General features: G+C 63.7%; 10 protein-coding genes. 5 read left to right on the forward strand and 5 right to left on the reverse strand.

The features are described from left to right. Positions 1-230 precede the first annotated feature (230 nt). The 4 genes from FJ425_RS12600 to FJ425_RS12615 all read right to left on the reverse strand — a co-directional run bounded on the left by FJ425_RS12600 (position 231) and on the right by FJ425_RS12615 (position 7,602). The gene (locus tag FJ425_RS12600; RefSeq protein WP_140723756.1) at positions 231-3,383 is read right to left on the reverse strand and encodes an efflux RND transporter permease subunit; all 3,153 of its coding nucleotides are present in this window, start codon (positions 3,381-3,383) and stop codon (positions 231-233) included. 313 nt (positions 3,384-3,696) lie between these two features. Further along, a complete protein-coding gene (locus FJ425_RS12605) occupies positions 3,697-4,860 on the reverse strand; it encodes an efflux RND transporter periplasmic adaptor subunit (RefSeq protein WP_140723759.1) in 1,164 nt (387 codons plus the stop codon). Positions 4,861-4,916: 56 nt separating this feature from the next. Further along, positions 4,917-5,522, reverse strand: a complete 606-nt coding sequence (locus FJ425_RS12610) for a TetR family transcriptional regulator (RefSeq protein ID WP_140723762.1) — start codon at positions 5,520-5,522, stop codon at positions 4,917-4,919. A gap of 439 nt (positions 5,523-5,961) precedes the next feature. After that, positions 5,962-7,602, reverse strand: coding sequence for an acyl-CoA synthetase (locus FJ425_RS12615; RefSeq protein ID WP_140723765.1), 1,641 nt, complete (start codon positions 7,600-7,602; stop codon positions 5,962-5,964). 204 nt (positions 7,603-7,806) lie between these two features. On the opposite strand from FJ425_RS12615, the gene FJ425_RS12620 reads away from it, so the two are divergent. The 5 genes from FJ425_RS12620 (at position 7,807) to FJ425_RS12640 (ending at position 12,841) form a co-directional block, all read left to right on the forward strand. Beyond that, complete coding sequence (locus FJ425_RS12620) at positions 7,807-8,772, forward strand: sugar-binding transcriptional regulator (RefSeq protein ID WP_140543369.1); 966 nt, start codon at positions 7,807-7,809, stop codon at positions 8,770-8,772. 83 nt (positions 8,773-8,855) lie between these two features. Further along, positions 8,856-10,910, forward strand: coding sequence for a bifunctional aldolase/short-chain dehydrogenase (locus tag FJ425_RS12625; protein ID WP_140723768.1), 2,055 nt, complete (start codon positions 8,856-8,858; stop codon positions 10,908-10,910). Between the two features lie 74 nt (positions 10,911-10,984). Continuing rightward, the gene (locus tag FJ425_RS12630; protein WP_140634692.1) at positions 10,985-11,242 is read left to right on the forward strand and encodes a type II toxin-antitoxin system RelB/DinJ family antitoxin; all 258 of its coding nucleotides are present in this window, start codon (positions 10,985-10,987) and stop codon (positions 11,240-11,242) included. Between the two features lies 1 nt (position 11,243). Further along, the gene (locus FJ425_RS12635; protein WP_140543375.1) at positions 11,244-11,516 is read left to right on the forward strand and encodes a type II toxin-antitoxin system YafQ family toxin; all 273 of its coding nucleotides are present in this window, start codon (positions 11,244-11,246) and stop codon (positions 11,514-11,516) included. A 260-nt stretch (positions 11,517-11,776) separates the two neighbouring features. Further along, positions 11,777-12,841: a D-alanine--D-alanine ligase family protein gene (locus tag FJ425_RS12640; protein ID WP_140723771.1), complete on the forward strand. Its 1,065-nt coding sequence runs from the start codon at positions 11,777-11,779 to the stop codon at positions 12,839-12,841. 400 nt (positions 12,842-13,241) lie between these two features. On the opposite strand, the gene FJ425_RS12645 is transcribed toward FJ425_RS12640, so the two are convergent. Continuing rightward, a complete protein-coding gene (locus FJ425_RS12645) occupies positions 13,242-14,747 on the reverse strand; it encodes a winged helix-turn-helix domain-containing tetratricopeptide repeat protein (RefSeq protein WP_140723774.1) in 1,506 nt (501 codons plus the stop codon). Between the last annotated feature and the right edge of the window lie 66 nt (positions 14,748-14,813).

Genomic DNA, 14,813 nt, shown 5'->3' on the forward strand with positions numbered 1-14,813 from the left:
TCTGCATCAAACCGGCCTTTTGGACCGCCTCGCTTTCAAAGAGCCGATCTTCTGGACGCTTCGGGCCGAGATTCTCGCGAAACGTCGGACCTTTATTGCGTTGCTGAGAAAGAATTCTGTATTGCGGAAGCCTTGCCGCAGCGCATTTTTCGCCCCGCGGACCTTTGATGTGGATCATCCGCCACCGGCTTTCGCCGATGGCGGATGATGCTAGGTTGCCACGTCTATTTCTATTCCGCAGCCAAGGCCAGTTGCGGTCTTTCGATGCCTTCGACCTTCTCCGGCTCGGGCGCCTGCTCGTCGGTCTTGGCCTTCTTCGGCGCGCGGCCGAAGAACAGGGCGTAGCCGGCCGGCAGCACCAGGATGGTGAGCACGGTGGCGACGAGGATGCCGCCCATCATGGCGTAGGCCAGCGGCCCCCAGAAGACACCGCGCGAGATCGGGATCAGCGCCAGGACCGCGGTCAGCGCCGTCAGCATGATCGGCCGGAAGCGGCGCACGGCTGCACCTACGATCGCTTCCGATCGCTCCATACCGGCAGCGATATCCTGGTCTATCTGGTCCACCAGGATGATCGAGTTGCGCATGATGATGCCGAGCAGCGCGATGACGCCGAGTATGGCGACGAAGCCGAACGGCGCGCCGCTGATCAGCAGCGCCGCTGCGGCGCCGATGATGCCGAGCGGGCCGGTGGCCAGCACCAGCATCGACTTGCCGAAATGCTGCAGCTGGACCATCAGGAGCACGACGATGACGGCGAGCATGATCGGCGCCTTGGCGGCGATCGAGGCCTGGCTTTCGGCCGAATCCTCGGCGCCGCCCTGGATCTCGACCTTGTAGCCCGGAGCGAGACCGGCGCGCAGGTCCTTCATGTCGTTGTACATCTTGGTGACGACGTCGTTCGACTGCACGCCGTCCGGCAGCGTGGCGCGCACGCTGATCGTCGGCAGGCGGTCGCGCCGCCATTCGACGCCCTGCTCCATCACCGGCACGACCTTGGCCACTTGCGAGAGCGGCACCGAGCCGCCGAAGTCGGTCGGGATATAGACCGAGTCGACTGAAGAGAGCAGGTGACGGGTCGCCTCCGGCTCGCGGGCGACGATCGAGACCGTCTCCTCGCCGTCGCGGAAGTCGTCGAGCGGCGCGCCGGACATGGTGGCCTGCAGCATCTGGCGGATGCGCTGCGAGGTGACGCCAAGCGCCCGGGCTCGATCCTGATCGATCACCAGCTTCATCGCCGGCACCGGTTCCAGCCAGTCGTCATGGATGGCGCCGAGCAGCGGATTGGCCTGGAACCTCGCCTTCACCTCGTCGGCGATACGGCGCACCTCCTTGCGGTCCGGGCCCATGACGCGCATCTGCACAGGCCAGCCGGTCGGCGGACCGAGGAAGAGGCGGTCGACCTTGGCGCGAATCGAGGGGAAGTCCTGCGCCAGGATCTTGCGCATCTTGACGATCAGCCGCTCGCGCGCCGGCTCGTCCTTGGCCATGACCAGCAGCTGGGCGAAATTCGGGTTACGGAGCTGCTGGTCGAGCGGCAGGAAGAAGCGCGGCGCGCCTTCGCCGATATAGGTGGCGATGAAGCGCTTGTCCGGATCGTCCGCCATCTTGCCTTCAAACGACCTGGCCTGGTTTTCGACATCCTTGATCGAGGTGCCTTCCGGCAGCCACAGGTCGACCAGGATTTCCGGGCGCGAGGATTGCGGAAAGAAGTTCTGCGGGATGAACTGGAAGGCCCACAGGCTGGTGGCGAAGGTAACCAGCGTCATCACCAGAACGATGATGCGGTGGCGCACGGCCCAGGTGACCGTCGCCCGCAGGCGGCGGTAGAAGCCGGTATCGAAGACATCGTGATGAGTGCCGGCATGCTTGCGCTGCTTGAGGATCATGTAGCCCAGCCATGGCGTGAAATAGACCGCGACGAACCACGACACGACCAGCGCGATGCCGACGACATAGAACAGCGTGCGCACATATTCACCGGCGGTGGAGGCGGCGAAGCCGACCGGGATGAAGCCGGCCGTGGTGATCAGCGTGCCGGTCAGCATCGGGAAGGCGGTCGAGGTGTAGGCGAAGCTCGCCGCCTCGATCTTGACCAGCCCCTCCTCCAGCTTTCGCTCCATCATCTCGACGACGATCATGGCGTCGTCGACCAAAAGGCCGAGCGCAATGATGAGCGCGCCGAGCGAGATGCGCTGCAGGTCGATGCCGATCTCGTACATGATGGCGAAGGTGGCGGCCAAGACGAGCGGGATGGCGATGGCGATCACCAGGCCCGAGCGCCAACCGATCGACAGCAGCGAGACTGCAAGCACGATCAGCAGCGCCTCGCCGAGCGCCTCCATGAACTCGCTCACCGCGTCCTTGACGACCTGGGGCTGGTCGGAGATCTGATCGACCGACACGCCGTAGGGCAGCCCTGCCTCGAAGCGCTGATAGGTCGCCTCGACAGCCGTGCCGACGTCCCTGACGTTAAAACCCTTGGCCATGACGACGCCGAGCTGGACGCTCTGATGGCCGTTGAAGAGGTATTTGTTGTCGTAAGGATCCTGGAGGCCGGAAGAGACCGTGGCGATGTCGCCGAGGCGCGTCACCTGGTTGCCCGAGCGCAGCCTCAGCTCGCGGATATCCGCGGCCTTGGTGACATCGCCCTCGACCGAGATGCGCACCGAGCGCAAGCCGGTGTCGACCGAGCCCGCCGGATCCACGGCGTTCTGCCCTTTCACGGCGTTCTGCAGGTCGAGGATGGTCAGGCCGCGCTCGGCCAACGCCTTGGACGAGACGTCGATATAGATCTTCTCAGGCTGGTCGCCGATGATGACGGCCTTCTCGACGCCCGGCGTCGTCAACAACATGTCGCGCGCCTGGATGGCGAACTTCTTCAGCTCCGGATAGGTGAAGCCGTCGCCGCTGATCGAATGCAGCGTGATGAAGGTGTCGCCGAACTCGTCGTTGAAATAGGGGCCGAGCAGGCCCTGCGGCAATTCATTGGAGATGTCGCCGACCTTCTTGCGCACCTGGTAGAAGGCGTCCTTCACTTCCTCGGTGTTGGTGTCGCCCTTGACCTGCAAGGTGATGATGGCGCTGCCGGCGCGGGTGTAGGAACGGACGAAATCGAGATGCGGCGTTTCCTGCAGCTTGCGCTCGATCTTGTTGACGACCTGATCCTCCATGTCCTGGATCGAGGCGCCGGGCCAGATCGCCTGCACCACCATGACGCGGAAGGTGAAGTCGGGGTCTTCCTTCTGGCCCATGCGCATCAGGCCGAGCGCGCCGGCAAGAATGATCAGCCCGAACAGGAATCGCGCGATGCTTGGATGTCCGATCGCCCAACGCGAAAGATTGAAGGGCCGCTTTTCAGTGCTGCTGTCGCTGGTGGTCATGGCACACTTCCAGTCCAATTGATCGGCAAGGCACGCCCGCTCGGCATGCCGCTTCCAGTTCGGTGGGCTTCCGGGCGGCGAGACCCCTCAAGCGGAGAGAGACTCGCAAATCGCGCTTGACGCGGCACTGCTGCGGGGGAGCCAACATGCCGGCATCTCACGATCGGGGCGTTCGCCGCCCGGAACCCATGCTTTCCCCGGCTCGCGGCGCAGGCAGCGAGAGCGGGAAAGGCGTTCGTTACGCCTGACTTCAGGTTTTAGTCCGATGCATGTCGTTGTCCCAAAACCGCTTCGCACTTTTGGGCGACAAGCATCAGTGCAGGCTGCTGGTGGTCGCGACGTCGTCCTCCGCCGAGGCGGATTGCTGGACGTCGCTTGCAAGCTTGACCTTCAGGTTCTCGGTCATGAACTGTGTGCCGGCCGCCACCACGATGTCGCCCTGTTTGAGGCCGTCCGCCACGGCGACACCGTCGGCGGTGAAGTTGGCGACCTTGATCGAGCGCGGATGGACTGTGTCGGAGGCGCGGTCGACCGTCCAGACGATCTGCTTGCCGTCCTTCTCGGTCATCGCGGTCAGCGGGATCGACACGAGCTGCGCCTTGCTGCCGACGGTTGCCTCGACATTGGCCGTCATGCCGAGCAGCACGCGCGGATCGTTGGGCAGCGAAACCCGGACAGCGAAGGTACGCGACTGCGGATCGGCGCTGCCGGCGACCTCGCGGACCTTGCCGTTAAGCGTCAGCCCTTCGTCCGACCAGAAGCTCGCCTTGACTTCCTTGCCGGGCTTGAACCCTGCAATATCCATCTCCGGCACCGCGATCGAAACTTCCTTCTCGCCGTCCACCGCGACCGTCATGACCGGCGTGCCGGCGCCGACCACCTGGCCGACATCGGCGGAGATGGCGGTGACGATGCCGGCCTGACTGGCCTTGAGATCGGTGTAGTGGACCTGGTTCTGCGCCTGGGCCAGCGTCGAGCGGGCGGCATCGCGCGTCGCCACGGCCTGGTCGTAGGCCAGCCGCGCCTGATCGAGCTGCGACTTCGGCGCGAAGTTCTTGGCATAGAGCTGCTCGGCGCGCTTCCTGGCGAGATCGACGGTTTCGACCTGGCGTTCGGCGGCGTCTAGGCTGGCCCGCGCGCTCTTCACCGACAGCTCGTAGTCGGACGGGTCGACGCGGGCGAGCACGTCGCCTTCATTCACATGCTGGCCGATATCGACCAGACGCTCGGTGACCTTGCCGGCGATGCGAAAGCCGAGGTTCATCTCGGTGCGGGCGCGCACCGAACCGGAATAGTCGAGCTGGCGGGTGGTCTGCGCCTCGCCGATCTCGACGACCTTGACCGGCCGGACGACTTCCTGAACGACCTCGGCCTTTTCCTGGCTGCAGCCGGCAAGGGCAAGCGCGGCGACGACGATGCCGATGGCGGGGAGGCCGGCGGCCGGCAGCCTGCGGAGGATGGAACTGGGCAAAGACACTTTATTAGCACTCCCGAACTGGAGATGATCTGTCGACCGCACGCGGCGGACGGCTTCTATTTCAAGGCTCTGATGGCGTAGTCGATAAGTTCGTCGGGCATTGCCCGGTTGGTCTTGGCAAGGCACTGCGCCACCATCTGCGGGTGGCACAGAATGACGGTGGCGGCGCCGAAGCAGCGCGCGGCGGTTTCAGGATCCTGCTGCCTGAACTCGCCTGCCTCGATGCCCTCGCGGATCACCTCGGCGAACAGGTCGTGGATACTGTTGACATGCTTGTCGATGACGGACCAGTCGCGCTCCAGCGCGACGATGACCATCTCATGCACCTTATGCTCGTCCAGCATGGTCTCGAGCGTCATCTTGTACTGGGCATGAATATAGCGGCTCAGTCGCTCCTCGGCGCTGATCGGGAGGTGCATGATCTCATAGGCCATGTTGTAGCTGGCGCCGAGCATGCGGCCGCAGACGGCCTGGTGGATTTCGACCTTGGAGGCAAAGAAGCGGTAGATGTTGGCGGGCGACATGCCGAGCTCGCGAGCGATATCGGCAACATTGGTTTTACCGTAGCCATAGTGGCGGAACAGGCGCTCGGCGCAGTCGAGAATGCGGGTCACATTCTCCTGTCTGGCGGGGTCTGCCACGATGTTGGCGGCTTCTGACATAGCGCTTTCGTTTTGATGAGTGACGAATTTCAATTTTCATCATTCGTAAAATGAAAGCGGCGATGAGTCAACGCGAAATCGACGTACGCGTACAATTTGGTGACAGATGGTGACAGGAACAAGCATGCGATGAGCGATGTTGGCGGTTGCATACTGCGGCTGTGACGTCGTTATCCACGGGCGAAGCAACGAGCGAAGCGACGCGCGCAGACCCGAGGATCCATTCCGTGGCATTTGCCGAAGAACGAAGCCGGATCAATAAGTTATGCTGATATCCGCCTAACATTCGCTGACGGCTATTCTCGACCCGTTGGAGCACGGCCGCATGGTCACGGAATGGATCCTAGGGTCTCCGCGACGTCGCTTCGCGACTGCTCCACCCTAGGATGACGGCCTCACAGGTGCCGGCGAAAATTGTCGGAGTCCTGGGGGGCTGCGCTCACACCCCCTTCGCCATCTCCCGTAGCCGGAACTTCTGGATCTTCCCCGTCGACGTCTTCGGGATTTCGGCAAACACCACCGCCTTCGGCACCTTGAAGCGCGCCAGCAGCCCTCGGCAGTGCTCGATGATCTCGGCCTCGGTCGCGGTCTTGCCGGGCTTCAGCTCGACATAGGCGACCGGGACCTCGCCCCATTTGTCATCCGCGCGGGCGACCACGCCGCAGGAGGCAACCGACGGATGCCTGTAGAGCGCGTCCTCGACCTCGATGGACGAGATGTTCTCGCCGCCCGAGATGATGATGTCCTTCGAGCGGTCCTTCAACTGGATGTAGCCGTCCGGGTGCATGACGCCGAGATCGCCGGAATGGAACCAGCCGCCGGCGAAGGCCTCGTCGGTGGCCTTGCGGTTCTTCAGATAGCCTTTCATGACGATGTTGCCGCGGAACATGACCTCGCCGATGGTCTCGCCGTCGGCCGGCGTCTCCGCCATCGTCCCGGGATCCATCACCGCAAGACCTTCGAGCGCGGCATAGCGCACGCCCTGGCGCGCTTTCTTCTGCGTCCTCGGTCCCTTCTCCAGCGCGTCCCACTCATAGTGCCATTCGTTGACGACGGCCGGGCCGTAGGTTTCGGTCAACCCATAGAGATGGGTGACGGCAAAGCCGGCATCGGCCATGCCGGACAGCACGGCCTCCGGCGGGGGCGCTGCGGCGGTGTTGAAGGTGACGGTCTGCGCGAACTGCCGCTTGTCCTCGTCCTTGGCATTAATTAGCACCGACATGACGATCGGCGCGCCGCACAGATGCGTGACGCCGTGGTCGGCGATGGCGTCGTATATCGGCTTCGCCCGCACCCAGCGCAGGCAGACATGGGTGCCGGCCTGCACGGCCAAAGTCCAGGGGAAGCACCAGCCGTTGCAGTGGAACATCGGCAGCGTCCAGAGATAGACCGCGTGCTTGGCCATGCCGGCATGGATGGTGTTGGTATAGGCCATAAGTGCTGCGCCGCGATGGTGATAGACGACGCCCTTCGGATTGCCCGTGGTGCCGGAGGTGTAGTTGAGCGAGATGGCGTCCCACTCGTCATCGGGCATCAACCAGGCGAAGGTCTCGTCGCCAGCGGCGACGAACTCCTCGTAATCAGCTGAGCCGATCCGTTCGCCCTTCGGATAGGGCGCGTCGGCGGCATAGTCCGGATCGTCATAGTCGATGACCAATGGCTTCACCTTGGCCAAGGCCAGCGCGTCCTTGACGACACCCGAGAACTCGCGGTCGACGATCAGCACCTTGCTGTCGGCATGGTCGAGCTGGAACGCGATGACGGCGGCGTCGAGGCGGGTGTTCAGCGAATGAAGAACCGCCTTCGTCATCGGCACGCCGAAATGGGCTTCCAGCATCGGCGGCGTGTTGGACAACATCACCGTCACGGTATCGCCCTTGCCGATGCCACGTTTCGCAAGCGCCGAAGCGAGCTTCAGCGAGCGGCGCCAAAAGTCGCGATAGGTGATGCGCTGGTTGCCATGAATGATGGCGACATGGTCTGGATAGGTCTTGGCCGCGCGCTCAAGATAGGTGAGCGGCGTCAGCGGCTGGTGGTTGGCAGCGTTCCTGTCGAGATCCTGTTCGTAGGGATTGGACATCCCGCTCTCCCCGATGTTCTTTTCGAGCTTTCTAACCTTAGGCCCGCCGTCACGCTATCCCCCTGCCGCGGCTGAAAATGCTATGCTGCGCCGGCTTGATGGAATGGCGATCCGGATTGGGCCGCGCCGCGAGACGATCGCCTCTCGCGCATGCAAATTTGACTTTTGTCGAGAGCCGTGACTAATGTCATCCGAGGAGGCGGCATGGCGATCAGACCGGCAGAACAGCTCATCCACAAGGCCGCCTGGCTTTACTATGCGCATGGCCTGCGTCAGGACGAAGTGGCGAGCCAGCTCAACATTTCTCGCGCCTCGGTCGCCATGTATCTGCGCAAGGCGCGCGAGACCGGCATCGTCAACATCTCGACCTCGACCCAGCTCTTCACCGACGACGTCATGGCGCGCAAGGTTGAAGACGCCTTCGGGCTCGACGCCGTCTGGATCGCGCCGGAAAATGCTTACCTCGCCGATCCCTCGACCGATATCGCCGTGCTTGCGGCGAGCGTCTTTCTCGAGCTGGTAAAAAAAGGCGACCGCATCGGCGTCGCCTGGGGCCGCACCGTCTACACCATTGCCGACATCATGTCCTATGCCGACCTGCAGGACGTCACCGTGGTGCAGCTCTGCGGCAATCTCGGTGCGCCCTATTCCTACCGGCCCGACCAGTGCACGATGGAGATCGCGCGACGGCTGAATGCCAAGGGCCTCAACTTCTACGCCCCGCTGGTTCTGTCGACGGAAGGCCTGGCGCAAGGTTTGCGCGCCGAGCCGGTGATCCGCGACCAGCTGGCCGGCATCGCCGATTGCGATCTGGCGCTTTATTCGGTAGGCGCGGTCGACGCCGACAGCCATCTGGTGAAATGCGGCGCGCTGTCGCCGGCCGAGATGGAAGCGTTGCGCAGCCAAGGTGCCGCCGGCGTCATCGCCGGACAGATCATCGACACCAGGGGCGAAGTGCTCGACTGCAGCTACAACAGGCGCGTCATTTCCGCCGAGCTCGCCTCGCTGCGCGCCATCGAGAAGCGACTGATGGTGGTGCAGGAAGACACCAAGTTCGAGCCGCTGCTTGCAGCCATCGCCGGCGGGCTGTGCACGCATCTGGTGGTCGGCGCGCATATGGCCGAGCGCCTGCTCCAGCACGCCGGCGCGGCAACGAAAAAGGCCTCGTAGAAAACCACCCTCGCCGCTTCTGTCATCACGACGTCGCGGCCTTCTGTTCATGAGCAAGAAAAGACGGAATCGGACGGATCGACATGCAGAACCTTTGGAATGACGCCGACGCGGAAAAGATGGTTGCCGACTATGCCAGGAAGGGCGTCGGCCGCGACCTTGCGCTGCGCGTCTACACGACCCGGCTGCTCGGCGGCGAGCCGCGCCTGGTGCTGCATGGCGGCGGCAACACCTCGTGCAAGACCAAAGCCACCGATCTGGTCGGCGACGAATGGGACGTGCTCTGCGTCAAGGGCAGCGGTTGGGACATGGCCGTCATCGAACCGCAAGGCCTGCCGGCGGTGAAGATGGGCGCGCTGCTCAAGGCGCGCTCTTTGGACAAGCTCTCCGACGAGGACATGGTGGCGCTGCAGCGCTCCAACCTGATCGATCCGTCCTCGCCCAACCCGTCGGTCGAAACGCTGCTGCATGCCTTCCTGCCGCACAAGTTCGTCGACCACACGCATTCAACGGCGATTCTGGCCATCGTCGACCAGGAAGACAGCAAGCCGCTGATCAAGAGCGTGTTCGGCGACAAGATGGGTTACGTGCCCTACATCAAGCCGGGCTTCGACCTCGCCAAGGCCGCGGCGGAAGTCTTCGACGCCGACCAAAAAGTCGACGGCCTCATCCTCGACAAGCACGGCATCTTCACCTTCGGCGACGATGCCAAGCGGGCCTATGACCGCATGATCCACTATGTGACCATGGCCGAGGACTATGTCGCCAGGAACGGCAAGCCGCAGCCGGCCAAGGCAGCATTGCCGGCCAAGCTTGCCAAGCCCAGCGACATCGCGCCGACGCTGCGCGGTGCCGTTGCCGTGGCGCGCGGCGAAGGCCGCTTCGACCGCATGATCAGCGACTTCCGCACCTCGGACGCGATCGTCGACTTCATCAATTCCGCCAAGATCGCCGAGCTGGCCGGGCGCGGCGTTTCGACGCCGGACCTGTCGATCCGCATCAAGACCGGGCCGATGGCGGTACCGGCGCCCGACGTGGACAAGCTCGGCGACTACAAGGCCGCCGTCCGCAGCCATGTCGATGCCTTCGTCAAGGATTACACCGCCTATTTCGAGCCCAATGACGCGCTGGACGACGTCAAGCGCACCATGCTCGACCCGATGCCGCGCCTGACGCTGGTGCCGGGCCTCGGCATGTTCGGCCATGGCCGCACGCTCAAGGATGCCAAGATCGCGTCGGATGTCGGCGAGATGTGGATCGAGGCGGTGCGCGGCGCGGAAGCCATCGGCAATTTCCATCCGCTCTCCAAGGCCGATCTCTTCCCGCTCGAATACTGGTCGCTCGAGCAGGCCAAGCTCGCTTCGAACAAGCCGAAGCCGCTGACCGGCCAGGTGGTGCTGATCACCGGCGGCGCCGGCGCCATCGGCGCCGCGACGGCAAAGCTGTTCGCCGCCAACGGCGCCCATGCGGTGATCGTTGACCTCGATCCCGCCAAGGCCGCGGAAGCGGCGAAGGCGGCCGGCAACAACTCGATCGGCGTCGGCGCCGACATCACCAAGCCTGCCGAGATGCGCGCCGCCTTCGACAAGGCGGTCGCCATCTATGGCGGCGTCGACATCCTGGTCTCGAATGCGGGTGCCGCCTGGGAAGGCCGCATCGGCGAATTGGACGACGCCGCGCTGCGCAAGAGCTTTGAGCTCAATTTCTTCGCTCACCAGTCGGCGGCGCAGAACGCGGTGCGCATCATGCTGGAACAGGGCACCGGCGGTGTGCTTTTGTTCAACACTTCCAAGCAGGCGATCAATCCCGGCCCGAAATTCGGCGCATATGGCATCCCGAAAGCCGCGACATTGTTCCTGTCGCGGCAATATGCGCTTGACTACGGCGCGCATGGCATCCGTTCCAATGCGGTCAATGCCGACCGCGTCCGCTCGGGTCTCTTGACCGACGCGATGATCGCCAGCCGGTCCGGCGCGCGCGGCGTGTCTGAGAAGGAATACATGTCCGGCAATCTGCTGGGACAGGAAGTGACGGCCGACGACGTGGCGCAGGCCTTCCTGCACCAGGCGCTGGCCGAGCGCACCACCGCCGATGTCACGACGGTGGACGGCGGCAACATCGCGGCGGCGTTGCGCTAATGCCAGTCCTGTAAAACGGCAGGCTTGCGGGAACGCCCCTCTGTAGCTACATTGTAGCTGAAAAGGAGTCGGAAATGGCAACAGATACGGTAGTCCGCGCTCGGATCGATAGCGCAACCAAGGATCAGGCCACGGAAGCCTTGGCGGCTATGGGCCTGTCGGTTTCCGACGCCATTCGCATACTGCTGGTCCGTGTCGCCGCCGACAAGGAATTTCCCTTTCCGGTGAAAGTCCCGAACGCAACGACACGAAAGGCGATGGCCGAATTGGAAAAGGGTAAAGGCAAGCGTTTCGCCTCGACCGACGAGTTGTTCAAGGATCTGGAAATCTGACATGTTGATCCCCGTTCGCTCCGGGCAATTTCGCCGGGATGTGAAGCGTATGGAGAAGCGTGGCAAAGACCTTGGCAAATTGCGTGAGATATTGGGTCTCCTGATCGGCGAACATGAACTGCCGCCGATTTACAAGGACCACCCGCTGAAAGGCGAATGGAAGGGCTATCGCGATGCTCACATCGAACCGGATTGGCTTTTGATCTACCGCGTTGCTAATGACGAACTGCAGCTTGCACGAACCGGTTCTCATTCGGACCTTTTCAACGAGTGAGGGCCGCGACTGACGGTGGCAACATCGCGGCCGCGCTGCGCTGACCAGGCAATGGCACCCACTCCTGGAGCGGTTCGTCGTTCTACGAAAACGAAGACATCCCCGTGTTGACGCGGTTTCGGACTGAAGGCCTCCTTCTGCTGAAGAACTGCTGGACCCCGTCAAAATCCACTCCAATCCTTCGCGTAATGCTCAGCCAGTTCAAGGGGCGCCTGACGTTTCGCATGCGGCTCCAACGTTGATCATTGGTGGAGCTCCAGATGGCGGCTACAAGACTTCGTATCGGCGTGCTCTTCGGCGGGCGCTCCGCCGAGCATGAAGTATCGCTGCTTTCGGCAACCAACGTCATGGCTGCCTTGGAGCCGGCGAAATACGACGCCGTGCCGATCTTCGTCACCCGCGAAGGGCAATGGCTGCTGAGCCGCTTCGAGGATGGCGCGCTGGCGGCGCCGTCGGCCGGCACTCAGCTCTGCCTGGTGCCGGGCGGCCATGGACGGATGCTGGCGATCTCCGCCGGCGGCGTGCCCCACGACCTGCCCGCCATCGATATCCTGTTTCCGGTGCTGCACGGCCTGCATGGCGAGGACGGCGCGGTGCAGGGCCTGGCCGAGGTGGCGCGCGTGCCGCTCGCCGGCTGCGGCATCCTCGGCTCCGCGACGGCACTCGACAAGGATATCGCCAAGCGGCTGCTGAAAGCGGCCGGACTGCCTGTCGCGCGCTCGGTGACGATCGGTGAAGGTGCCGCGCCTTCGCTCGTCGAACTGGAGGACCAACTCGGCCTGCCGCTGTTCATCAAGCCGGCGCGGCAGGGGTCGTCGGTCGGCGTCGCGAAGGTCAATGCCAGCCAGGAATTCGATCGGGCGCTCGAGGAAGCCTTCCGGCACGACCGCAAGCTGCTGGCAGAAGAATTCGTCCGTGGCCGCGAGATCGAATACAGCGTGCTGGAGAGCCCCGCGGGCGAACTCTTCGTCTCGCGGCCGGGCGAGATCGTGCCCGCGGAGAGCCACGGATTCTACAACTACAACGCCAAATATGTCGACGAGAACGGCGCGGCACTGATCGTGCCAGCCGAGCTGCCGCAGGAGGTCGAGGATGCCATGCGCGATGCGGCTGCAAGAGCGTTCAGGGCGCTCGGTTGCGACGGCATGGCCCGCGTCGACTTTTTCCTGATGCCGGACATGCATTTCCTGATCAACGAGCTCAACACCATTCCCGGCTTTACCAACATCAGCATGTACGCCAAGGCGATGGCGGCGAGCGGCGTCAGCTATCCGGAGGTCATCGACCGTCTGGTGGCGCATGGGCTGGCGCGCGCCGGCCGGTGAGAAAAATCTGAGGAATGGACGCGAGTTGCCGTTGTCTTGGCGCAGGATCTCCGCCCATTTCCGTGAAATCGGCGCAAACGCCGGGAATTGGTTGAAGCCGCCCCAACCTCGTCATTCTATGGCGGAGCAAGGAGCGAAGCGACGCGGCGAAGACCATATTCCATTCCGCGACTTGAAAGCGCCGCCACGGTGCAGAATTCTGCTCCGTTGCACGCCTTGGCGAAAGTAACGGAATGGATTCCAGGGTCTGCGCGACGGAGCTTCGCTCCTGCTCCGCCCTGGAATGACGACCGCGATGGGCGTTTCGGCCAATCTCCGAGGCATGCCACCTGCCAACGCAAAACAGAGCCGACCGGTCAAAATCCTGCGCTGGGGCGACTAGGCCGTCATCGTGGCCACATCACTCCGGCAGGCCGGCCTTGCGGAAGCCGTCGACGAAATGCCTAAGTGTCGCGTCGTCGCGGAACGGCTCCGTCTCGACCCAGCGCTGCGTGGAGAAATGCGGATTGCCGACGAGGAACAGCGCGACCTCGGTGCGCGCCTCGTCGAGACGGCCGAGCTGCGCCAGGCTTGCCGCCAGAAAGCGGCGCGAGCTTGTGCGGTAGGTCTCGTCGCGGCGCAGCGTCTCGACGGCGGCCTCATAGTCACGGGCCGCATATTGCGCCTGGCCGAGCGTCAGATAATACCAGCTCGGCGGAAATGGGTTGAGCCGGAAAGCCTTGCGGATGTGCTCCAGGCCCTCGTCTAGCCGCCCGCCCAGCACGTCGATATCGGACAATGTTGCCCAGATATCAGCCTCGTTCGGATCGAGCTCGATCGCCTTGGCGAATTCCGCCTCGGACCGTTCGAAATCGCGTTCATAGGCAAGAAGGTTCGCCAGGACCCAGCGGCAACCGGCATCGTTGGGATCGATCGCCACAGCCTTGCGCGCCAGTTCCAGGGCCGTGCTGCGGGCGGGCTCGAAAGGCTCGCCCCAATGCACCCAGCCCATCCAATGGTTCATGGCGAGCCAGCGATAGGCCTCGGCGTAGTCTGGGTCGAGCGAGACCGCGCGCGTCAGCATCAGATGCGCTTCGCGCGCCATCTGCGGCGACTCGTCGAACAGTTTTCGCGCCCGCACCACGAGATCATAGGCTTCGAGGCTCTTCGGCCGGTTGCGCTCCGGCAGCGCGCGCAGCCGCCCGAGCAGCGCCTCGACGATCTTGGCCGTCGCCTCGTCCTGAACGGCGAAAATGTCCTCAAGGCTGCGATCGAAACGCTCGGCCCACAGATGCTCGCCGCTCAGCGCATCGATCAGCTGGGCATTGATGCGCACCCGCCCCGCGGCGCGCCTGGCGCTGCCCTCCAGCAGGTAGCGCACGCCGAGCTCCCCGGCGATGGCGCGCACATCCATGGCCTTGCCCTTATAGGCAAAGACCGAGTTGCGCGCGATGACGAAGAGGCCCGGGATCCGGGAGAGATCGGTGATCAGGTCTTCGGTCAGGCCGTCGGCGAAAGAGTCCTGCTCGGGATCGCTGCTCAGATTGACGAAGGGCAGCACGGCGATCGACGGCTTGTCGGGCAGCGGCAAGGGTTTGCGTGTGGTATCGGGCTGCTCGACGGTACCGGTGAAGCGGTAGCCGACGCGCGGCACCGTGGCGATCCACTCGCCGCCACTGGTCGCCGGACCAAGCAGCTTCCTGAGCTGCGCGATCTGGACGGTGAGATTGCCTTCCTCGACTGCCATGCCGGGCCAGGCCGCATCCATCAGCTCGGCCTTGGCCAGGATTTCACCCGGACGCGCAACGAGCGCCTCGAGCAGCTTCAGCCCGCGATGGCCGGCGGCGACGGGAACATCGCCCCGAAGCAGCGTTCCCGCGCCCGGATCAAGCACGAACGGTCCGAAAGCGAAGCGCGATCCCTGCATGCGGCGATCTATAGAGCAATTCCAGGAAAAGTGTGAAGCGGTTTTCCGTCCGGAATTGCGTAAAAA

The sequence above is a fragment of the Mesorhizobium sp. B2-7-2 genome, assembly GCF_006440775.1.
GTDB lineage: Bacteria > Pseudomonadota > Alphaproteobacteria > Rhizobiales > Rhizobiaceae > Mesorhizobium.

What these genes read in the sequence shown, in the direction of transcription:
- FJ425_RS12610 (WP_140723762.1), bottom strand. Translation starts at nt 5,522, where the DNA reads ATGTCAGAAGCCGCCAACATCGTGGCAGACCCCGCCAGACAGGAGAAT.
- FJ425_RS12600 (WP_140723756.1), bottom strand. Translation starts at nt 3,383, where the DNA reads ATGACCACCAGCGACAGCAGCACTGAAAAGCGGCCCTTCAATCTTTCG.
- FJ425_RS12635 (WP_140543375.1), top strand. Translation starts at nt 11,244, where the DNA reads ATGTTGATCCCCGTTCGCTCCGGGCAATTTCGCCGGGATGTGAAGCGT.
- FJ425_RS12640 (WP_140723771.1), top strand. Translation starts at nt 11,777, where the DNA reads ATGGCGGCTACAAGACTTCGTATCGGCGTGCTCTTCGGCGGGCGCTCC.
- FJ425_RS12645 (WP_140723774.1), bottom strand. Translation starts at nt 14,747, where the DNA reads ATGCAGGGATCGCGCTTCGCTTTCGGACCGTTCGTGCTTGATCCGGGC.
- FJ425_RS12615 (WP_140723765.1), bottom strand. Translation starts at nt 7,602, where the DNA reads ATGTCCAATCCCTACGAACAGGATCTCGACAGGAACGCTGCCAACCAC.
- FJ425_RS12620 (WP_140543369.1), top strand. Translation starts at nt 7,807, where the DNA reads ATGGCGATCAGACCGGCAGAACAGCTCATCCACAAGGCCGCCTGGCTT.
- FJ425_RS12630 (WP_140634692.1), top strand. Translation starts at nt 10,985, where the DNA reads ATGGCAACAGATACGGTAGTCCGCGCTCGGATCGATAGCGCAACCAAG.
- FJ425_RS12625 (WP_140723768.1), top strand. Translation starts at nt 8,856, where the DNA reads ATGCAGAACCTTTGGAATGACGCCGACGCGGAAAAGATGGTTGCCGAC.